Raw genomic sequence first — 19699 nt, forward strand, 5'->3', positions numbered from 1 at the left:
ATGCGGTCCGCTGTTGAGGAGTAAGTCGTATTGTACACCTACACATCGGTTCGATCACCACAATGGGCGGACGCTGCCCACACGGTGATCGATTGTTTCGTAAAATTCGAGCAGCTCAAGGTCGAGGTGCCATTCACGGCCAACCCCAACGATGTAGAATCACACGGACGCGAGATATTTGCCCGATGCGCGGCGGGGGATTTCGGCCAAGTCGCCCCGTATGCACCGAAGCCTGCACCTGCAGAAATTGTCAACGAGGGTGGTGTGTCCAACCTCCTGCACGGCTGGCCGGAGATCTACGACTTCATAAGGCAAGCCAACGCTGAGGTAGCTAGAGGCACTCCAAGGGGAATCATCTTGGTTTGGTCCGCAATGATCGAGGCGGTGCTGGGAAGAATTCTGGAGTCATTCTTGGTTGACCACGCGAAGTCCCGCGAGTTGATCTGGGATGATGCACAGAGTTCCCTCGGGACTTTTTCGGGGCGTTCGAAGGTATGCTTTGCTCTTGGGCTGATCACGCAACGCGAGTTGATGATGTGCGACAAAATTCGCGCGGTGAGGAATCTCGCGGCCCATGAGTGGAATGTCGATCTGACGAACAAAGCATTCAGGACTAAAGCAATCCCGGCGTTGAAGGCGCTGTATGATGCCGATCCTGCGCAACAGTGGGTTTGGAACGAAAACGATCTTGAGTTCCTAGTCTTACAGGTTTACGCATCATCGTGCAGCTTCTTATTGTTCAGGCTTGCGCAGCGTTTGGTCGACATAGCGGAGGAGCGTCGACCCCAAAGGAACGATCCGTGAATCTTTGCCGCTCTAGCTGCGCAAGCCGGGCGCTTCCTGACCGGTGCTGGCGACGTATTCGGCGTAGCCGCCGCCATAGGTGCGGATGCCGTCCTCCGTCAGTTCCAGAACCCGGTTCGACAGCGCCGCGAGGAAACGCCGGTCGTGGCTGACGAACAGCATCGTGCCCTCATACTGCTGGAGCGCGGCGATCAGCATTTCCTTGGTCGCGATGTCGAGATGGTTGGTCGGCTCGTCGAGGACGAGGAAGTTCGGCGGATCGAACAGCATCTTCGCCATCACCAGCCGCGCCTTCTCGCCGCCCGAAAGCACGCGGCATTTCTTCTCGATCTCGTCGCCGGAAAAGCCGAAGCAGCCGGCAAGCGCGCGCAGCGGCGCCTGTCCCGCCTGCGGGAAGGCATCCTCCAGTGATTGCAACACCGTGCGCTCGCCTTCGAGCAGTTCCATCGCGTGTTGGGCGAAATAGCCCATCTTGACGCTTGGCCCGCGCGCGACCGAGCCATTGTCCGGATCGGCCGTGCCGGTGACGAGCTTCAGGAGCGTCGACTTGCCGGCCCCGTTGATGCCCATCACGCACCAGCGCTCGCGCCGGCGCACCTGGAAGTCGAGCCCGTCATAGATGGTCCGGCTGCCATAGCTCTTGGAGACGTTCTTCAAGGTCGCCACGTCCTCGCCCGAGCGCGGCGCCGGCTGGAACTCGAAACGCACCGTCTGGCGGCGTTTCGGCGGCTCGACCTTGTCGATCTTGTCGAGCTTCTTCACCCGGCTCTGCACCTGCGCGGCGTGGGAAGCGCGCGCCTTGAAGCGCTCGATGAAGGCGATCTCCTTGGCCAGCATCGCCTGCTGGCGCTCGAACTGCGCCTGCTGCTGCGCATCGGTCAGCGCGCGCTGCTCCTGATAGAAGGCGTAGTCGCCCGAATAGGAGGTCAGCGAACCGGCGTCGATCTCGACGATCTTGGTGACGATCCGGTTCATGAATTCGCGGTCGTGCGATGTCATCAACAGCGCGCCGTCGAAGCCCTGCAAAAAGGCTTCCAGCCAGATCAGGCTTTCGAGGTCGAGATGGTTGCTCGGCTCGTCGAGCAGCATCACGTCGGGCCGCATCAATAGAATCTTGGCGAGTGCGACGCGCATCTTCCAGCCGCCCGAAAGCTTGCCGACGTCGCCGTCCATCATCTCCTGGCTGAAGCCCAGCCCGGCAAGAACCTCGCGCGCCCGCCCGTCGAGCGCGTAGCCGTCGAGTTCGTCGAACCTTCCCTGCACCTCGCCATAGCGCGTGATGATCTCATCCATCTCGTCGGCCCGGTCGGGGTCGCCCATGGCGGCCTCGAGTTGCGCCATCTCGGCGGCGAGCGCGCTCACCGGCCCGACGCCGTCGATCACTTCGGCCACCGCGCTCTTGCCGGCCATGTCGCCGACATCCTGGCTGAAATAGCCGATGGTCACGCCGCGATCGAACGCAACCTGTCCCTCGTCGGGCTGTTCCTCACCGGTGATCATGCGAAAGAGCGTCGTCTTGCCGGCGCCGTTCGGTCCGACGAGACCGATCTTCTCGCCCTTCTGGAGCGCGGCCGACGCCTCGATGAAGACGATCTGCTTGCCGTTCTGCTTGCTGATATTCTCGAGACGTATCATTCCGGGGAAACCTTGCGCACGCTGGAGCGCGGCAGATACGCGATTGGGATCGCGCGCGAAAGGGCGGGCGGCACTATGGCGCAGCGACGAACGCCTGGAGTTGCCGTCGCACCACATCGATGAAGGCAAGCGGCTGGTCGACCATGACATGGTGCGCGGCGTTCACGATCACGGTCTTCGGCGCCGATGCCGCCGCGCACAACCCATCCAGATGCTCCAGATCGTCCGAATTGTAGAGCACCGAACTGGCTCCGAGCACCAATGCCACCGGCACTTTCGAATGGGCGAACATCGCATCGAAATCATGCTTGCGGTTTCCGCGTCGCCAATGGCGTGGGTCGAACCGCCACGTCCACCCGCCCTCGACCTGTTTGAGTCCATGCCGGGCGATGTGGTCGGCGATGAAGAGATTTTCGCAGGGCTGCTCGGGCGCGAAGCGAAAGCGCGCGAGCGCTTCGGCAAGGCTCGGATAGACCCGGTGGATGCGATAGGCTTCGGGATCGGTCGACTTGCGCGCCGCCCGCGTCGCCTCGGAAAAGAGCGGCGGGTCGACGATCACCATCCCGGCAAGCCTGTCGGCCATCCGGTCGACCAGGCGAAGCGCCGGCAGCGAGCCGAAGGAATGCGCGACGATGACGGGCTTTTGCGCAGCGTCGAACACGCCCGCAGCCTCGCCCGCCGCGACCGCCTCGTCGACATGCTGGTCGATCGAATAGTCCTCGCGCCAGTCCGAACGTCCCATGCCGGACCATGACATCGCCGCGACGCGGAAGCGGTCGGCAAAGAATGGCGCGATGAAATCCCACCAGTCGGCATGGGCCCCGTTGCCATGCAGGAAGAGCAATCCGCGCTCGCCCCGCGCACCCCAAGCCAGCGTCTCGATCGCCGCTCCGTCCACCGTCACGGCGCTGCGTTCCGGCATGGCGGCAAGCGCATTGGCGAACCAGACCGGCGCGGACGGTTCCTCGCCTGAAAAGGGTGCAAGCAGCGTCGCGCGGGCGCGGCGGGTGGAGGGGGCGGCATCTGTCATCTGCTTCCTTCCTTCCAGCCGGCGCAGGTTTTGGCAAGGGAGCGACATGCCCCTTCAGGTTGCAAAATGTCCGATCGCGGCAGCCGAAGGGCGAGAAGGGCCGCCTTCCGGCTTGACTTGTCGCACCGGGGGGTTATCGAACAGGTCTCGTCACTTGAGATAACATCTCGGCAAGAACAGAACATTTCAGGGAGGAATGCCCATGCTCAATCGTCCGTCCAAGACCCTCGCGCGCCTCGTCGGTGCTTCGCTCGTCATCGGCGTTGCCGTGACCGGCGCCAAGGCGCAGGAATTCATCAACGTTCTCACCGGCGGCACCTCGGGCGTCTATTATCCGCTCGGCGTCGCGCTGTCGGAAATCTACGGCGACGGCATCGAAGGCTCGCGCACGCAGGTCCAGGCCACCAAGGCGTCGGTCGAAAATCTCAACCTGTTGCAGCAGGGCCGTGGCGAGATCGGCTTTTCGCTGGGCGATTCGCTCGTCATGGGCTGGGAAGGCGACGAGGAAGCCGGCTTCCGCGAGCCGCTGACCAAGCTGCGCCGCATCGCCGCCATCTATCCGAACTACATCCAGCTCGTCGCGACCGCCGACAGCGGCATCACGACGCTCGAGGATCTGCGCGGCAAGACGCTGTCGGTCGGCGCGCCGGCCTCGGGCACCGAGCTCAACACCCGCGCCATTCTCGCAGCCGCCGACATGACCTATCAGGATCTCGGCCAGGTGCAGTACCTGCCCTTCGCCGAATCGGTCGAGCTGATGAAGAACCGCCAGTTAAACGCCACGCTGCAATCCGCCGGCCTCGGCGTTGCCTCGATCCAGGATCTGGCGACCACCAATCCGACGACCATCGTCGAAATCCCGGCCGATCTGGTCGAGTCGATCGGCGCGCCCTATGCGCCCGGCGTCATCCCGGCCGGCACCTATAACGGCCAGGACGAGGACGTGCAGACCGCGACCGTCATCAACTACCTCGTCACCCACGAGGACGTCTCCGAAGAGACCGCCTACCAGATGACGAAGCTTCTCTACGAGAACCTCGACCGAATGGTCTCCTCGCACTCGGCCGCCTCGGCCATCGCGCTGGAAAATGCGGTCGACGAGAACCCGGTGCCGCTGCACCCCGGCGCCGAGCGTTATTACCGCGAGCAGGGCCTGATCCAGTAAGGATCGCGCGCTCGCGCTAGGAACCGGACTTGATGCATCCGTTGGCGGGCACCGGCCCGCCGGCGGATTTTTCGATGGAGCAGGCGCACCGCCTGCATGGGGAGAGGTCGCCCAAATGACGAAGAACACCGAACTGGCCGGCGGCGAAGCCGAAAAAAGGCTCGGCGATGCACCGATGACAGCGGCCGCCGAGACCACGCCCGCCGCTCCCGCCGATCCCGAGCACGGTCTTCCGTCGGGCTTCGGCATCGGGCTTGCCGGCACGGTCGTCTTCGGCATCGCCATCGCCTTTTCCGTGTTCCAGCTCTGGGTTGCCGCGTTCCATGCCATTCCAAGCCAGGTCGTACGCTCGATGCATGTCGGCTTCGTCCTGCTTCTCGGCTTCACGCTGATCGCCAATCTCACCGGCGGCAGCATCGTCAAGAAGACGATCCTGTGGGCCATGGGCATCGTCGGCTTCTGCATCGGTGGCTACTACTGGGTTTTCTACAATGACTTGATCCTGCGCGAGGGCGGCTTCCTCCTGACGCAGGATTTGATCGTCGGCGGCTTGCTGATCGTCCTCGTCTTCGAGGCCACCCGGCGCCTCATGGGCGCGGCGCTGCCGATCATCGCCGGCATCTTCTTGCTCTACGGTCTCTTCGGCGAATATGCGCCGGGCGTCCTTGCGCATCGCGGCTATGACTGGGATCAGGTGATCGGCCAGCTCAGCTTCGGCACCGAGGGCATCTACGGCACGCCCGTCTATGTATCGTCGAGCTACATCTTCCTGTTCATCCTGTTCGGATCGTTCCTCGAACGCGCCGGCATGATCAAGCTCTTCACCGACGTTTCGCTCGGCATGGTCGGCCACACCAAGGGCGGTCCGGCCAAGGTCGCCGTCGTCTCTTCGGCCTTCATGGGCACGATCTCGGGTTCGGGCGTGGCGAATGTCGTAACCACCGGCCAGTTCACCATCCCGCTGATGAAGCGCTTCGGCTACAAGCCCGCCTTTGCCGGCGGCGTCGAGGCGGTTTCGTCCATGGGTGGGCAGATCATGCCGCCGGTCATGGGCGCGGTCGCCTTCATCATGGCCGAGACGCTGAACATCCCCTATGCGCAGGTTGTCATCGCGGCGATCATTCCCGCCGCCCTCTACTTCTTTTCCGCTTTCTGGATGGTGCATCTGGAAGCCGGCAAACGCGGTCTAGTGGGAATGCGCAAGGACCAGACACCGAGCGCGCTCGGCGCGCTCAAGGCCGGCTGGTATCTGCTCATTCCGCTCGGCGTCCTCGTCTATCTGCTGTTCACCGGCTTCACGCCGCTCTTCGCCGGCACGATGGGCCTTGCGCTCACCGCGGTCCTGATCCTCGGCGGCGCCATCGCCCGCGGCCTTCCGAACCAGGCGATCCGCTATCTCTACTGGGTGCTGCTCGGCCTCGTCTGCGCCTCCTTCTTCCGTTACGGCGTCAACGTCATCATCTGGACGATCGCGGCGCTCGTCCTGGTCAACTTCTTCGTCAAGGGCGGCCGCGAAACGCTCATCGTCTCGCGCAACGCGCTTGCCGACGGCGCCAAGAACGCGCTCCCCGTGGCGATTGCCTGCGCCATGGTCGGCGTCATCATCGGCGTTCTCAGCCTCACCGGCTCGGCGTCCACCTTCGCTTCCTTCATCGTGCGCATCGGCGAGCAGAGCCTCTTCGCCTCGCTGGTGCTGACCATGCTGACCTGCCTCGTTCTCGGCATGGGCATCCCCACGATCCCCAACTACATCATCACCTCCTCGATCGCCGGCCCGGCCCTCCTCGAACTCGGCGTGCCGCTGCTGGTCAGCCATATGTTCGTGTTCTATTTCGGCATTCTCGCCGACCTGACGCCGCCGGTGGCGCTCGCCGCCTTCGCGGCTGCGCCGATCGCCAAGGAATCGGGCATGAGGATCGGTATGCAGGCGGTCAAAATCGCGCTGGCCGGCTTCGTCATTCCGTTCATGGCGGTTTATACGCCCGCATTGATGATGCAGTCCGGCGGGCCGCTTGACGCCGCCATCGGCTTCTGGCCCGCGGTCGTCTACATCCTCTTCAAGGCCCTCTTCTCGATCACGCTATGGGGCGCGGCCGCGATCGGCTTCCTGCTTGTTCCGCTGAACTGGTTCGAACGGATCTGGGCGATGGTCGCTGCCTTCACCATGGTCCTCGCCCTGCCCCTCACCGACGAGATCGGCTTTGCGCTGGGCTTCGCCCTTGTCGGCTTCCACTGGTGGCGCGCGCGCGCCGCACGCAACGCTGCGTCGGCGGCATGAATCTGTGCGTCGAGGCTGCGGGAACGATCGTCGCTCTGGCGCTGCAAAGCTTCACGCTGTCCTGGGATCACTCGGTCGAAAGGATCGAATGGTCCGAGCGCTGGACAATCCGTCCGCAGGGTCTTGTTCTGGAAGAGGCCATTGTCCGGGGAACGGGCGCCGGGATGGAGATTCCCGAGGGAGCGGTTCTGAAGGACGGCGCCTGGCGCTACCGGCCGAGCCTGCCCGCCCTGCCCGAACTTCTCCTGTCAGACGCCGGACGAGGAACCGACTGGACGCTTTGCGACGGAGAGGGGCGCTGCCGTCGGCTTTCCGATCTGGTGCCTGCCGCGGGAGAGGTCGTCCGCCTGTCGCCATGCGACCGCGCCGAAAGCCAGCCTTGACCGCCTCGCCAAAACAATGCCTTGCTGACGGCAGCAATATCAGCGACTGCGCGATTGCAGGCAGGTCGACGGAATTCCAGTGAACGAGCATCCCCCGCAACGCCCATCGAACGAACCACGCTGGCTCGGGCCGACGAGTTCGGGTCGGGTCGCGCTCGTGCCGCCCTTGTCGGCGGCGCGCTGGCTGCTGGTGCTCGTCGTTGCGGCCGGCATCTATTTCTTCCATGGATTTCTCGTCCCGGTCCTTGCGGCGCTCGTCATCGGATTTGCGAGTTGGCCGCTCTACAGCCGCCTGCGACACCGCCTCGGCAATTCCAACATTCTGGCGGCAACGCTCGCCATCATCCTGATTGTCGCCTTTCTCGTCGTGCCCATCATCATGGCCATCAGCTATGCGGCCAACGAGATGCGGGAATGGTTCTTCTGGGCGGTCGAGGCGAACCGAACCGGCAGTCCGACACCGGACTGGATGGCCGCCTTGCCGGCGGTCGGCTCCTGGATCGACGAGCAATGGGTGCGTTATATCGGCCATCCCGGCGCGATCGGCGAACTGGTTCAGCTCGTTTCGGGCGCCAATATCGGCAATATCTATCGCGCCGCCCTGGCTGCCGGGGGCGGGCTGTTCGAGCTGTTCCTCAATCTTCTTTTCATGCTGATCGCGCTGTTCTTCATCTACAAGGACGGCGAGCGCTTCGTCGGGCAGGTCGACCGGATCGGCGAACGCATCCTGCCGACTCGCTGGAGCCGCATCTCCCGCGTCGTTCCGGCCACCATCTCCTCGACGGTCACCGGCATGACGCTGATCGCCATCGGCGAAGGCATCGTGCTCGGCATCGCCTACTGGATCGCCGGAGCGCCCTCGCCCGTCACGCTCGGCGTGATCACCGGCGTCATGGCCCTCATTCCCGGCGGCGCGCCGCTTTCGTTCAGTCTGGTCTCGATCTATCTGATCGCCAGCGGCTCGCCATTTGCCGGCGTCGCACTGTGGATCTGGGGCTCGGTGGAACTGTTCATCGTCGACAAGACGTTGCGCCCCAAGCTCGTCGGCGGCCCGATCAAGCTGCCCTTCCTGCCGACCTTTTTCGGTCTTGTCGGCGGCGTCAAGACGATGGGTTTCGTCGGGCTTTTCATCGGCCCCGTGCTGATGGCGCTGCTTGTCGCGATCTGGCGCGAATGGGTCCGCGAACTGGAATTCACCGAACCTGTCGCCACAAACGTTCCGCCGGATTCGCCCCATACGACGCCGCCGGCCTCAAGTCTGGGCTGAGACGTTTCAGTCGACGGCGTCAGCCGCCACGCTCGACGCGGCACGGTGGAAGAAAAACGCGCCGACAAGCGGAAAAACCAGCGCCGTCATCAGCGCATAGCGCAGCGATTGGCCATTGGCCTCGTCGAGTCCTTGTGCGATGAACGCATCGCTGACGATCCCGACCAGCGCCGGCGCAACGCCATAGGCGACGAGGGAGGACGCCAGCACCGCGAGCGCCACCATCGTGCCGCGGAGGGAAGCGTCCGCAACCGCCATGATGCAGGCGAGCGACGGTCCGAAGCTGGTGCCGGCGATGAGGAAGGCGAAGAACAGGATCGTATAGGCCGCGGATGCGCTTCCGGCGAGGTAGAAGGCAGCCAGCAGGGGGACCGACAGCACTGTGGCGAGCGCGGGCCACCAGAACTCCCAAAGCCTGTTGCGCTTACGCAGCGTGTTGACGATCACGCCTCCGGCCAGCGTCCCGATCACCAGGCCGACGCCAAGGCTCGCACCGCCATAGGTTCCCACTTCGGCCGCGCTGGCACCGTGCGCGCGCTGGAGAAATGCCGGTATCCAGTTGGCGACACCGACCGTCACCAGAACGAGGGGTGTTCCGGCCAGGAGGTTGCGCGCCGTGCGTATTTCGAGGAGATGCCGGATCGCCTGCGACCAGGGAAGCTGCGCCGAAACCAGCTTGTCGAACGCACCGCGCTTCGGCTCGCGGCCGAGGAAAAAGACCAGCGGCGCAACGATCAGGCCGGGTATCGCGAAAATAACGAACGTCGTCCGCCAGCCATAGGCTTCGGCGAGATGTCCGCCGACGACAAGGCCGATGAACGTTCCAAGCGTGCCGACGCCGGCGAAGATCGACAGTGCCAATGCCCGGCGTTCCGGCGGGAAGTAATCGGCGATGATGGACTGGCCGCAGGGCGCGCAGCCCGAAACTCCGAGGCCCACCATCGCGCGCGCGGCAAACATGTGACCAAAGCTCGCCGCAGCGCCGCAAAGCGCCGACGCCATGCTCCAGAAGGCAAGTGCGCCCGAGATCAGCCGGACGCGGTTGCGCGTGTCCGCCAGCCGTCCCATGACGAGACCGAAGCCGCCATAGAGCACGGCGAAGGCTATGCCGCTGACGATCCCCATCTGCGTGTCGGACAATGCCAGATCGACCTTTATCGCCTCGAGCATGACCGAAAACAGGACGCGGTCCATGAAGTTCATGAGATTGATGACGGCAAGCACGGCGAGCATCGCGTAGGCGACGTTCAGCCGCTGCGGTCGAGCCGCACCGGACCCTTGGTCGAGGTCGGCGGTAACCAGTGTCATGTCGTCTCTCCCGTCCGGCGCCCCAGCCGGAGTGAAGCTCTCATGCCGCTTCTTTGCGAGCAGGCATCGAACAGACCAAGCCAGCGATGTTTTAAGGAACGCTGAATTGCCGGCGACAGATACGAAAACGGCGGGCTTTCGCCCGCCGTGGTCAATGTCCGGTTAAGGAAAGCCGGATCGGGGTCATCAACACTCTAGACGGCGTCCTGAAGGGTCGCGAGCTGTGCGATGAGCTGTTCGGCTTTCGAGCGCTGATCGTCGTCCTTGGCGTCGTCGAGGTCCTCGCGCGCGTCCTGGATACGCCGCGCGATGTCATCCTTGTCGACATCGGCCACGGCGATCGCCGATTCCGCCAGCAGGGTGCAGCCTTCCGGCACCACGTCGGCGAAGCCGCCGAACACGACATAGCGGTCCTCGCGGCCGCCGCCGAACTGGACGCGCACGACGCCCGGCTTGATCGTCGTCATCAACGGCGCATGGTTGGCCATGACCGTCAGTTCCCCCTCGGTGCCGGGAATGACGACAGCCTCGACCTCTTCGGAGACGAGCAGCCGCTCCGGCGAGACGAGTTCGAACTTGAAAGTTTGTGCCATGTCAGTCCGAGTGAATGGTGAATGGTGAATGGTGAATGGTCGCGACCATCACGCACTTCCCGCACTCACATTTCACTTCTCTCCGTTCACCATTCACCATTCACCATTCACTGCGATCAGGCAGCTTCGGCGGCGAGTTTCTTGCCCTTCTCGACGGCTTCCTCGATCGAGCCGACCATGTAGAAGGCGGCTTCCGGCAGGTAGTCGTATTCGCCGGCGACGAGGCCCTTGAAGCTCTTGATGGTGTCGGCGAGGTCGACCAGCTTGCCCGGCGCGCCGGTGAAGACTTCGGCGACGAAGAAGGGCTGCGACAGGAAGCGCTCGATCTTGCGGGCGCGGGCGACGGTCAGCTTGTCCTCTTCGGAAAGCTCGTCCATGCCCAGGATCGCGATGATGTCCTGGAGAGACTTGTAGCGCTGGAGCGTCTGCTGGACCGAACGGGCCACCGCGTAATGCTCTTCGCCGACGATCTGCGGGTCGAGCATACGCGAGGTCGAATCGAGCGGATCGACGGCCGGGTAGATGCCCTTTTCGGCGATCGAGCGGTTCAGCGTCGTCGTCGCGTCAAGGTGCGCGAACGAGGTCGCCGGCGCCGGATCGGTCAGATCGTCGGCGGGAACGTAGATGGCCTGAACCGAGGTGATCGAGCCCTTGGTCGTCGTGGTGATGCGCTCCTGCAACGCGCCCATGTCGGTCGCCAGCGTCGGCTGGTATCCCACGGCCGAGGGAATGCGGCCAAGCAGCGCCGACACTTCCGAGCCCGCCTGCGTGAAGCGGAAGATGTTGTCGACGAAGAACAGAACGTCCTGACCTTGGTCGCGGAAATATTCGGCGACCGTCAGTCCGGTCAAGCCGACGCGGGCGCGCGCGCCGGGCGGCTCGTTCATCTGGCCGTAGACGAGTGCGGCCTTGGAGCCTTCGCCGCCGCCCTTCTTGTTGACGCCCGATTCGATGAACTCGTGATAGAGGTCGTTGCCCTCGCGGGTGCGCTCGCCGACGCCGGCGAACACCGAGTAGCCGCCATGCGCCTTGGCGACGTTGTTGATCAGTTCCTGGATCAGAACGGTCTTGCCGACGCCGGCACCGCCGAACAGGCCGATCTTGCCGCCCTTGGCGTAGGGCGCCAGAAGGTCGATGACCTTGATGCCGGTGACGAGAATTTCCGACTCGGTCGACTGTTCGATATAGGCCGGAGCGGGGGCGTGGATCGGTCGGGTTTCGGCGGCGCCGAGCGCGCCTTCCTCGTCGATCGCCTCGCCGATCACGTTGATGATGCGGCCAAGCATTTCGGGGCCGACCGGCACCGAGATCGGCGCGCCGGTGTCCTTGACCGCCTGGCCGCGGACGAGACCTTCGGTCGAGTCCATCGCAATGGTGCGGACGGTGTTCTCGCCGAGATGCTGGGCGACTTCGAGAACGAGGCGCTGGCCGTTATTGTCGGTCTCAAGCGCGTTCAGGATCGCCGGCAGGTGATCGTCGAAGGCAACGTCGACGACGGCGCCGATGACCTGACGGACCGTGCCGGTCGAGCCGGATGCGGCAGGCGTGGCCGCCTTGGTGTTGGTAGCTGCTTTAGCCATCGTTCTGAGCCTCTTTCTTCACGGCGCCCGAAAGGCGCCCGGTCGATTACAGCGCTTCCGCGCCGGAAATGATTTCGATCAGTTCCTTGGTGATCTGCGCCTGGCGCTGACGGTTGTAGGTGATCGAAAGCTTGTTGATCATGTCGCCGGCATTGCGCGTGGCGTTGTCCATCGCGGTCATCTTGGCGCCCATTTCGCCGGCGGCGTTCTCGAGCAGCGCCCGGAACACCTGCACGGAAATGTTGCGCGGGATCAAGTCGCCGAGGATTTCGCTCGCATCCGGCTCGTATTCGTAGACCGCGTTGCCTCCGGCCTGGTCGTCCGAAGCTTCCGACGTCACCGGCGCCGAGGCGGGGATGATCTGCTGCGCGGTCGGGATCTGGCTGATCACCGACTTGAACTGCGAATAAAACAGCGTCGCAACGTCGAACTCGCCCTGACTGAAGAGCTGGATGACCTTGCGCGCGATCTGGTCGGCATTGGCAAAGCCCACCTGCTTCACGTCGCGCAGTTCGATGCGCTCGATGATCAGATTGGCATGGTCGCGGCGAAGGATGTCGTAGCCCTTCTTGCCGACGGTGATGATCTTGACCGTCTTGCCTTCGGAAAGGAGCTTGCGGACATGCTCCTTGGCGAGACGCGCGATCTGCGAATTGAAACCGCCGCAAAGCCCGCGCTCGGCGGTCGCGACGACGAGCAGATGCACGTCGTCCTTGCCGGTGCCCGCCATCAGCGCCGGCGCATCGGCGCCGTCGACCGCGGCCGAGATGTTGGCCAGAACCGTCGCCATGCGCTCCGAATAGGGGCGCGCGGCCTCGGCGGCTTCCTGCGCGCGACGCAGCTTCGCCGCGGCGACCATCTGCATCGCCTTGGTGATCTTCTGCGTCGCCTTGACCGAGGCGATGCGGTTACGAAGGTCTTTCAGTGAAGCCATGCGGCAATCTCTGCTTTCTCGTCAAAAGCCTCAGGCGAACGACTTGGCGAACTTGTCGATTTCCGCCTTGAGCTTGCCGCGCAGGTCGTCGGACAGCGCCTTCTCCTTGCGGATCTGGTCGAGCACGTCCTTGCCTTCCGAGCGCATGTGCGACAACAGGCCCTGCTCGAACTTGCCGACATCGCCGAGCGCGATCTTGTCGAGATAGCCCTGCACGCCGGCAAAGATCACCGCGACCTGCTCTTCCGTCTTCAGCGGCGAGAATTGCGGCTGCTTCAGGAGTTCGGTCAGGCGCGCGCCGCGGTTCAAGAGGCGCTGCGTCGAGGCATCGAGATCCGAGCCGAACTGCGCGAACGCGGCCATCTCGCGATACTGGGCGAGTTCGCCCTTGATCGAGCCGGCAACCTGCTTCATCGCCTTGATCTGCGCGGCCGAGCCGACGCGCGACACGGACAGGCCGACGTTCACGGCCGGGCGGATGCCCTGGAAGAAGAGGTTGGTCTCGAGGAAGATCTGGCCGTCGGTGATCGAGATCACGTTGGTCGGAATATAGGCCGAGACGTCATTGGCCTGCGTCTCGATGACCGGCAGCGCGGTCAGCGAGCCCGAGCCGAGTTCGTCATTCATCTTCGCCGCGCGCTCGAGCAGGCGCGAATGCAGGTAGAAGACGTCGCCCGGATAGGCTTCGCGGCCGGGCGGACGGCGCAGCAAGAGCGACATCTGGCGGTAGGCGACGGCCTGCTTGGACAGATCGTCATAGGCGATCAGGGCGTGCTTGCCGCTGTCGCGGAAATATTCGGCCATGGTGCAGCCGGCGAACGGCGCCAGATACTGCATCGGCGCAGGATCGGAGGCCGTGGCGGCCACGATTATCGAATATTCGAGCGCGCCGCGCTCTTCGAGAACCTTGACGAGCTGCGCGACGGTCGAGCGCTTCTGGCCGATGGCGACGTAGACGCAGTAGAGCTTCTGGCTTTCGTCGTCGCCCTGGTTGAGCGACTTCTGGTTCAGGATCGTGTCGAGGATGATGGCGGTCTTGCCGGTCTGGCGATCGCCAATGATCAGTTCGCGCTGGCCGCGGCCGACCGGGATCAGCGCATCGATGGCCTTGAGGCCGGTCGACATCGGCTCATGCACCGACTTGCGCGGGATGATGCCGGGCGCCTTGACGTCGACGCGCTTGCGCTCGATGCCCTCGATCGGGCCCTTGCCGTCGATCGGGTTGCCGAGCGCGTCGACGACGCGGCCGAGCAGGCCCGGACCGACCGGGACGTCCACGATCGCGCCGGTGCGCTTGACGGTGTCGCCTTCCTTGATGTCGCGGTCGGCGCCGAAGATGACGACGCCGACATTGTCGGCTTCGAGGTTGAGCGCCATGCCGCGGATGCCACCCGGAAACTCGACCATCTCGCCGGCCTGGACGTTGTCGAGGCCGTAGACGCGCGCAATGCCGTCGCCGACGGAGAGAACCTGACCGACCTCGGAGACTTCGGCTTCACGGCCGAAATTCTTGATCTGGTCCTTGAGAATTGCGGAAATTTCCGCGGCGCGGATGTCCATCAGCCGACCTCTTTCAGTGCAAGCTTGAGCGAATTGAGTTTAGTCTTGAGCGACGTGTCGATCTGGCGCGAGCCCATCTTGACGACGAGACCGCCGAGCAATGAAGGGTCGACCGTGAGATTGACCGTCACGTCCTTGCCGGCAACGCTTTTCAGCGCCGCCTTGAGTTCCTTCTCCTGCGCCGCATCGAGCGCGTGTGCCGACGTCACGTCGGCGGAAACTTCGCCCCGCGCTTCGGCCGCGATCTGGCGGAAAGAGGCGATGATGCCCGGCACGGCGAAGAGCCGGCGGTTCTGCGCGACGACGCGAAGGAAATTGCCGACGAGGCCCTTGATGCCGGCCTTGTCGAGAATCGCCGAAATGGCGCGGAACTGGTCCTCGGCTGAGAAGACCGCGCTGGTGACGAGGCGCTGCAAATCGTCGCTCTCGTCGAGCATGGCGGCGAAGCGGCCGAGCTCTTTCTCGGTTTCGGCGACGGAATTGTCGTCCCGCGCCAGTTCGAACAGCGAGCGCGCATAGCGCTGCGAAACACCTGAGATCATCGAGCCAGACTGTGCCACGAGGTGCGTTTTCTCTTCATCTGGAAGGCAGCGAATTCGAGCACCGGTGCAATCGACCGGCTAAATCCCTGACCTCGTTGAAAATTTCCCCCGGACGAGCGATCGAGCCGCCGCCCCGGTCAAAAGTCGATTGCCGTCTAGCACAGGCTTCCGGGACTCGCAACACGCCTTGCTGGGCGGTTTTTGGCCGTTTTGTCGCAGTTCGAAAGGATCAACCGACGAAGCCGAGAGCGAAGGCGAGCGGCAGTGCGGCAAGCACGATCTCGATCGCCAGGACGACCCAGTTATAGGCCGTATTGCCCCGGTCTGAGAGCATGGAAACGATCCGCCCGAAGGCCGTCAACGCCCAGGAGGCGCCGAGCGTCAGATAGAGCAGCGGCTGGGCGAGCAGAATGCAGCAGAGCCCGACGCCCAGATAGAACCCCGACATCGTCGCCCGCGATTCGGCCACCGCTTCGGGGTGGTTTGGCACTGTTTGGAGCCGCAGCGCCTTCAGCGACAAGCGCGGCGCGAACAGCGTGACGAGCCCGAACAGGACCGTGATCGCCGCCGCCGACCACGCCAGCCATTCACCCTGCGAATACGGCCACGGAAATGCGAGTTCCATACTTCGAAATCCCCTCGAGATTGTGGACCCCGCATACGCGGGCGGCCAACGATCTGTCTATAGAAAGCTCTGCGGATCGATGTCCACGTTCACCCGCACCGACCCGCGCTCCTTCGGCCCGGCGCCCAGCATCGCGCGGATATACCCCTGAATGTCGGCCTTGCGCTCGGCATGGACCAGCAGCCGGAAGCGATGCCGCCCGGCGAGGAGCGCCAGCGGGGCTTCGGCCGGGCCGAGCACCATGATCTCGTTCGAGCGCACGGCCGCCTGCCGCAGCCCGCGTGCATGGCCTTCGGCCTCGGCCCGCGTCGCGGCACTGACGATGACGCCAGCGAGACGGCCGAAGGGCGGCAGGCGGCCGCGCTCGCGCTCCGCGACCTCGCGGTCGTAAAACGCCTCCGCGTCGCCGGAGACGAGCGCGCGCATCACCGGATGGTCGGGCTGGTAGGTCTGCAACAGACCGACGCTCTTCTTGCCGGAGCGCCCCGCCCGGCCCGTCACCTGGCTGAGAAGCTGGAATGTCCGCTCGGCCGCGCGCGGGTCGCCATTGGCAAGCCCCAGATCCGCATCGACCACGCCGACCAGCGTCATGTTCGGAAAATTGTGTCCCTTGGCAACGAGTTGCGTGCCGATCACGATGTCCGCCTCGCCCTTGGCGATGGCCTCGAGTTCGAGCCGAAGCCGCTTCACCCCGCCCAGCATGTCCGAGGACAGAACGATCACACGGCTATCGGGAAAGTGCGAGACGATCTCCTCGGCGATCCGCTCCACACCCGGCCCGCACGGCACCAGATGATCGAGCGTGCCGCAAGACGGGCAGGCTTCGGGCCGCGGTTCCGAATGCCCGCAATGATGGCACATCAACTGGCCGCGAAAGCGGTGTTCGACCAGCCAGCTCGAACAGGACGGGCACTGGAAGCGATGACCGCAGACGCGGCAGAGCGTCAGCGGCGCATAGCCGCGCCGGTTGAGGAAGAACAGCGCCTGCTCGCCACGCTCCACCGTCGCGCGCGCTGCCGAAACGAGCACCGGCGAGATGAACCCGCCGCGTGCCGGGGGATGTTTTCGCATGTCGATCGCGCGGATGTCCGGCAGCGCCGCCTCGGCATAACGGCCCGACAGCACCTCCCGCGAATAGCGCCCCTGCCCCGCATTGACCCGGCTCTCGACCGAAGGCGTCGCCGAGGCGAGCACGACGGGAAACTGCCCGATATGGCCGCGCACCACCGCCATGTCGCGGGCGTTGTAAAAGACGCGATCTTCCTGCTTGTAGGCGGGGTCGTGCTCCTCGTCGACGACGATCAGTCCGAGGTCTCGGAACGGCAGGAACAGCGCCGAGCGCGCGCCGGCGACGACGCGCACGCGTCCCTCCGCCACCTGCCGCCAGACCCTTTCGCGCGTCCGCGGCGCAAGTTCGGAATGCCATTCGGCGGGCTTGGCGCCGAACCGGTCCTGGAAGCGCTCGAGAAACGCCGCCGTCAGCGCGATCTCCGGCACCAGCACGAGCACCTGACGCCCCGCCCGCACGGCTTCCGCAATCGCCTCGAAATAAACCTCCGTCTTGCCCGAGCCCGTCACGCCATCGATCAGTGTCGTCGAGAACCCGCCGCCCGCGACCTTGTCGCGCAAATTCTGCGCGGCACCCGCCTGCTCCGGCATCAACTTCGCCTGCGCATAGTCGGGGTCCGGCGCGGCGACCACCGGCCGCGGCGCGATCTGCGCTTCGTCGAAGACGCCCTGCGCCTTCAGCCCGTCGATCACCGTCAGCGACGTCCCGGCCGCGCGCGCCAGCCCCGAGCGCGTCCAGGCGAGCCCGTCGGACGCCATTTCGAGCACGCGCCGGCGCGCATCCGTCATACGGTCGGGCTCGGCGCCCGAAAGCACCAGCCCGTCGATCATCGGCTCGGGATCGAACGCCGCCGGCGCCCGCAGCAGCATCCGCGCCACCATGCCGGGCGGTGAGAGTGTATACCCCGCGACCCAGTCGACGAAGCGTCGTAATTCCTCGCCGATCGGAGGGCAGTCGAACACATGGTCGATCGGCCGCAGCTTGCTTGGATCGACCGATCCCCCGTCGCCGTCCCACACGACCCCCGCAACCAGCCGCGGCCCGAGCGGCACGCGCACGATCGAGCCCGGCACCACCGCCATCCCGTCCGGCACGGCATAGGAATAGGCGCGCTCGGCCGGCATCGGCACGAGAACGGGCACGACCTTGCTTGGCGGGAAGAGGGAAGGCGAATCTTGGCTCATCGGACGTGACCTTGCCCCGATCTTGCGGTAGTGCAAGTCCCAACCGCCGGCTTACGGACTTCCCATCCGCCGCCTGGCCGAAGCCTGAAGGAGACGCACATGAAATTCTTCGTCGATACGGCCGATGTCGCCGACATCCGCGAACTCAACGAATACGGCCTGCTCGACGGCGTGACGACCAACCCGTCGCTGATCCTGAAATCGGGCCGCAATATCAAGGAAGTCACCAAGGAAATCTGCGACATCGTCGACGGCCCGGTTTCGGCCGAAGTCGCCGCCACCGACTATGCCGAGATGATGCGCGAGGCCGATGTCCTGTCCAAAATCGCCGACAATATCTGCATCAAGCTGCCACTGACGCTCGACGGCCTCAAGGCCTGCAAGGCGATCACCGGCGACGGCCGCCTCGTCAACGTCACGCTTTGCTTCTCGGCCAACCAGGCGCTGCTCGCCGCCAAGGCCGGCGCGACCTTCATCTCGCCCTTCATCGGCCGCATCGATGATATGGGCATCGACGGCATGGAGCTGATCTCCGAGATCAAGCAGATCTACACCAACTATGATTTCACGACCGAAATCCTCGCCGCCTCGATCCGCACGGTGAACCACGTCAAGCTCGCCGCGCTGATCGGCGCCGATGTCGCGACCGTGCCGCCGGCAACGCTGAAGGCGCTGGTCAAGCACCCGCTCACCGACAAGGGTCTCGAAGCCTTTCTCGCCGACTGGGCCAAGACCGGCCAGAAGATCGGCTGAAGGTTCGGCCCGCCCGAATATGAAAAAACCCCGTTTCGCGCGGGGTTTTTTGCATCTACCGCTGAAATTCCGCATCCGGATCGCGCGCCAGATCCTCGACCGTGTGCTTCTGCAAAAGCGCTGCGACCTCTACCGCGTCGCCGTGCAAAAGGTCAGGCGCGATCGGCTTGCCGACGGTGATCTCGAAGGGCCGGTTCTTCTTGTTCAAAAGTTCGTGGAAGACGGTCATGTCGCGCATCTCGGTCGAATATTTCGACAGAAAGTAGAACAGCCCCGAATTGCGCGCGGTGATGTGCGCCGGTACGACCGGCACGCTGTAGCGCCGCGCCAGCGCCACGAAGGAAGACTGCCAGGGCCGCTCCGTCAGCTTGTTCTGGGTCCAATAGGCGATGCGGCCGGACGGGAACAGCACCACGGCGCGGTCGTTTGCAAAGGCTTTGGCCGTCATTTCCAGCGTGTCGCGGCTCTTCGAATGGCTCTTCTCGCCCTGCCGCCATTCGACCGGAATGATGAGGTCGCGCAGACCCGCCGAAACGCGCAGCGCGTCCCGGTTGGCGAAGATCGAAAGATCGTTGCGCACCGGCTTCATCAGCTCGTAGACGGCGATCCCGTCGGCAATTCCCGTCGGATGGCTCGGCGCGAGCACGAAGCCGCCGCTCTTGGGAATGTTGCCCAGACCCGTCACCGTGACGTCGAGCGCCAGCAGCTTCGACAGATAGTCGAAAGCCTCGATACCCGAGAGCGGCGCCATGTCGTTCGCCATCGAGACGGCGAGATCGTAGTCGAAATAGCGATAGATCAGCGGCCGCAGCACCGGCCATGCGGGATTGCGCGACAGATGCGTGGCGCGTTCGGCGATGAGCTGGTCGACCACATGGTCGCGCGGCTTGGCCGAAGGCATCAGGTAACTGATGATCGAGGTGAGACTGTACGGCGCCTGCCGAAGATTCATTCTGTGCACTCCGTCACGCGCCTTCATCGCCGAAGGG

17 protein-coding genes are annotated in these 19699 nt (G+C 64.3%); 6 read left to right on the forward strand and 11 right to left on the reverse strand.

The features are described 5' to 3' along the window. Positions 1-30: 30 nt before the first annotated feature. On the forward strand, positions 31-804 hold the full coding sequence (locus tag PZ895_RS06180; protein ID WP_275838150.1) for a hypothetical protein: 774 nt from the start codon (positions 31-33) through the stop codon (positions 802-804). Between the two features lie 12 nt (positions 805-816). Here PZ895_RS06180 and PZ895_RS06185 read toward each other — a convergent pair whose 3' ends face one another. Both PZ895_RS06185 and PZ895_RS06190 read right to left on the reverse strand, forming a co-directional pair. Then, a complete protein-coding gene (locus PZ895_RS06185; protein ID WP_275838151.1) occupies positions 817-2439 on the reverse strand; it encodes an ABC-F family ATP-binding cassette domain-containing protein in 1623 nt (540 codons plus the stop codon). A 73-nt stretch (positions 2440-2512) separates the two neighbouring features. Continuing rightward, positions 2513-3469 (reverse strand): alpha/beta hydrolase, encoded by a 957-nt coding sequence (locus PZ895_RS06190; protein ID WP_275838152.1) that lies wholly within the window; start codon positions 3467-3469, stop codon positions 2513-2515. A gap of 202 nt (positions 3470-3671) precedes the next feature. On the opposite strand from PZ895_RS06190, the gene PZ895_RS06195 reads away from it, so the two are divergent. The 4 genes from PZ895_RS06195 to PZ895_RS06210 all read left to right on the forward strand — a co-directional run bounded on the left by PZ895_RS06195 (position 3672) and on the right by PZ895_RS06210 (position 8562). Beyond that, the gene (locus PZ895_RS06195) at positions 3672-4634 is read left to right on the forward strand and encodes a TAXI family TRAP transporter solute-binding subunit (RefSeq protein WP_275838153.1); all 963 of its coding nucleotides are present in this window, start codon (positions 3672-3674) and stop codon (positions 4632-4634) included. Positions 4635-4809: 175 nt separating this feature from the next. Then, complete coding sequence (locus tag PZ895_RS06200; RefSeq protein ID WP_275838301.1) at positions 4810-6912, forward strand: TRAP transporter permease; 2103 nt, start codon at positions 4810-4812, stop codon at positions 6910-6912. Further along, on the forward strand, positions 6870-7295 hold the full coding sequence (locus PZ895_RS06205; RefSeq protein ID WP_275838154.1) for a DUF1850 domain-containing protein: 426 nt from the start codon (positions 6870-6872) through the stop codon (positions 7293-7295). The genes PZ895_RS06200 and PZ895_RS06205 overlap by 43 nt, the downstream gene beginning before the upstream one ends. A gap of 79 nt (positions 7296-7374) precedes the next feature. Further along, a complete protein-coding gene (locus PZ895_RS06210; RefSeq protein ID WP_275838155.1) occupies positions 7375-8562 on the forward strand; it encodes an AI-2E family transporter in 1188 nt (395 codons plus the stop codon). A 6-nt stretch (positions 8563-8568) separates the two neighbouring features. Here the strand turns inward: PZ895_RS06210 and PZ895_RS06215 are convergent, their stop codons facing one another. The 8 genes from PZ895_RS06215 to PZ895_RS06250 all read right to left on the reverse strand — a co-directional run bounded on the left by PZ895_RS06215 (position 8569) and on the right by PZ895_RS06250 (position 17957). Next, entirely contained in the window at positions 8569-9870 is a 1302-nt protein-coding gene (locus PZ895_RS06215) for an MFS transporter (RefSeq protein WP_275838156.1), read from the reverse strand. A gap of 194 nt (positions 9871-10064) precedes the next feature. After that, the gene (locus PZ895_RS06220) at positions 10065-10463 is read right to left on the reverse strand and encodes a F0F1 ATP synthase subunit epsilon (RefSeq protein WP_275838157.1); all 399 of its coding nucleotides are present in this window, start codon (positions 10461-10463) and stop codon (positions 10065-10067) included. Between the two features lie 116 nt (positions 10464-10579). Next, positions 10580-12043 carry a F0F1 ATP synthase subunit beta gene (gene atpD, locus PZ895_RS06225; RefSeq protein WP_275838158.1) on the reverse strand — a complete coding sequence of 488 codons (1464 nt, stop codon included), beginning with the start codon at positions 12041-12043 and terminating at the stop codon, positions 10580-10582. Positions 12044-12089: 46 nt separating this feature from the next. Continuing rightward, positions 12090-12977, reverse strand: a complete 888-nt coding sequence (locus PZ895_RS06230) for a F0F1 ATP synthase subunit gamma (RefSeq protein WP_275838159.1) — start codon at positions 12975-12977, stop codon at positions 12090-12092. 30 nt (positions 12978-13007) lie between these two features. Then, positions 13008-14537, reverse strand: coding sequence for a F0F1 ATP synthase subunit alpha (gene atpA / locus PZ895_RS06235; RefSeq protein WP_275838160.1), 1530 nt, complete (start codon positions 14535-14537; stop codon positions 13008-13010). Next, positions 14537-15097, reverse strand: coding sequence for a F0F1 ATP synthase subunit delta (locus PZ895_RS06240; protein ID WP_275838161.1), 561 nt, complete (start codon positions 15095-15097; stop codon positions 14537-14539). The genes atpA and PZ895_RS06240 overlap by 1 nt, the downstream gene beginning before the upstream one ends. Positions 15098-15308: 211 nt before the next feature. Continuing rightward, on the reverse strand, positions 15309-15704 hold the full coding sequence (locus tag PZ895_RS06245; protein WP_275838162.1) for a DUF4345 family protein: 396 nt from the start codon (positions 15702-15704) through the stop codon (positions 15309-15311). Between the two features lie 57 nt (positions 15705-15761). Beyond that, a complete protein-coding gene (locus PZ895_RS06250) occupies positions 15762-17957 on the reverse strand; it encodes a primosomal protein N' (protein ID WP_275838163.1) in 2196 nt (731 codons plus the stop codon). A gap of 99 nt (positions 17958-18056) precedes the next feature. Here PZ895_RS06250 and fsa point away from each other — a divergent pair, with 99 nt between their 5' ends. Further along, the gene (fsa, locus tag PZ895_RS06255) at positions 18057-18710 is read left to right on the forward strand and encodes a fructose-6-phosphate aldolase (protein WP_275838164.1); all 654 of its coding nucleotides are present in this window, start codon (positions 18057-18059) and stop codon (positions 18708-18710) included. A gap of 55 nt (positions 18711-18765) precedes the next feature. Here fsa and PZ895_RS06260 read toward each other — a convergent pair whose 3' ends face one another. Further along, positions 18766-19662 carry a 1-acyl-sn-glycerol-3-phosphate acyltransferase gene (locus PZ895_RS06260; RefSeq protein ID WP_275838165.1) on the reverse strand — a complete coding sequence of 299 codons (897 nt, stop codon included), beginning with the start codon at positions 19660-19662 and terminating at the stop codon, positions 18766-18768. Positions 19663-19699 lie beyond the last annotated feature (37 nt).

Source organism: Mesorhizobium sp. YIM 152430, assembly GCF_029210365.1.
GTDB lineage: Bacteria > Pseudomonadota > Alphaproteobacteria > Rhizobiales > Rhizobiaceae > Aliihoeflea.

Excerpts from the sequence above, each read along its gene's own strand:
- PZ895_RS06195 (WP_275838153.1), top strand. The coding sequence starts at position 3,672 with ATGCTCAATCGTCCGTCCAAGACCCTCGCGCGCCTCGTCGGTGCTTCG.
- atpA (WP_275838160.1), bottom strand. The coding sequence starts at position 14,537 with ATGGACATCCGCGCCGCGGAAATTTCCGCAATTCTCAAGGACCAGATC.
- PZ895_RS06250 (WP_275838163.1), bottom strand. The coding sequence starts at position 17,957 with ATGAGCCAAGATTCGCCTTCCCTCTTCCCGCCAAGCAAGGTCGTGCCC.
- fsa (WP_275838164.1), top strand. The coding sequence starts at position 18,057 with ATGAAATTCTTCGTCGATACGGCCGATGTCGCCGACATCCGCGAACTC.
- PZ895_RS06185 (WP_275838151.1), bottom strand. The coding sequence starts at position 2,439 with ATGATACGTCTCGAGAATATCAGCAAGCAGAACGGCAAGCAGATCGTC.
- PZ895_RS06215 (WP_275838156.1), bottom strand. The coding sequence starts at position 9,870 with ATGACACTGGTTACCGCCGACCTCGACCAAGGGTCCGGTGCGGCTCGA.
- PZ895_RS06245 (WP_275838162.1), bottom strand. The coding sequence starts at position 15,704 with ATGGAACTCGCATTTCCGTGGCCGTATTCGCAGGGTGAATGGCTGGCG.
- atpD (WP_275838158.1), bottom strand. The coding sequence starts at position 12,043 with ATGGCTAAAGCAGCTACCAACACCAAGGCGGCCACGCCTGCCGCATCC.
- PZ895_RS06220 (WP_275838157.1), bottom strand. The coding sequence starts at position 10,463 with ATGGCACAAACTTTCAAGTTCGAACTCGTCTCGCCGGAGCGGCTGCTC.
- PZ895_RS06260 (WP_275838165.1), bottom strand. The coding sequence starts at position 19,662 with ATGAATCTTCGGCAGGCGCCGTACAGTCTCACCTCGATCATCAGTTAC.
- PZ895_RS06200 (WP_275838301.1), top strand. The coding sequence starts at position 4,810 with ATGACAGCGGCCGCCGAGACCACGCCCGCCGCTCCCGCCGATCCCGAG.
- PZ895_RS06230 (WP_275838159.1), bottom strand. The coding sequence starts at position 12,977 with ATGGCTTCACTGAAAGACCTTCGTAACCGCATCGCCTCGGTCAAGGCG.
- PZ895_RS06190 (WP_275838152.1), bottom strand. The coding sequence starts at position 3,469 with ATGACAGATGCCGCCCCCTCCACCCGCCGCGCCCGCGCGACGCTGCTT.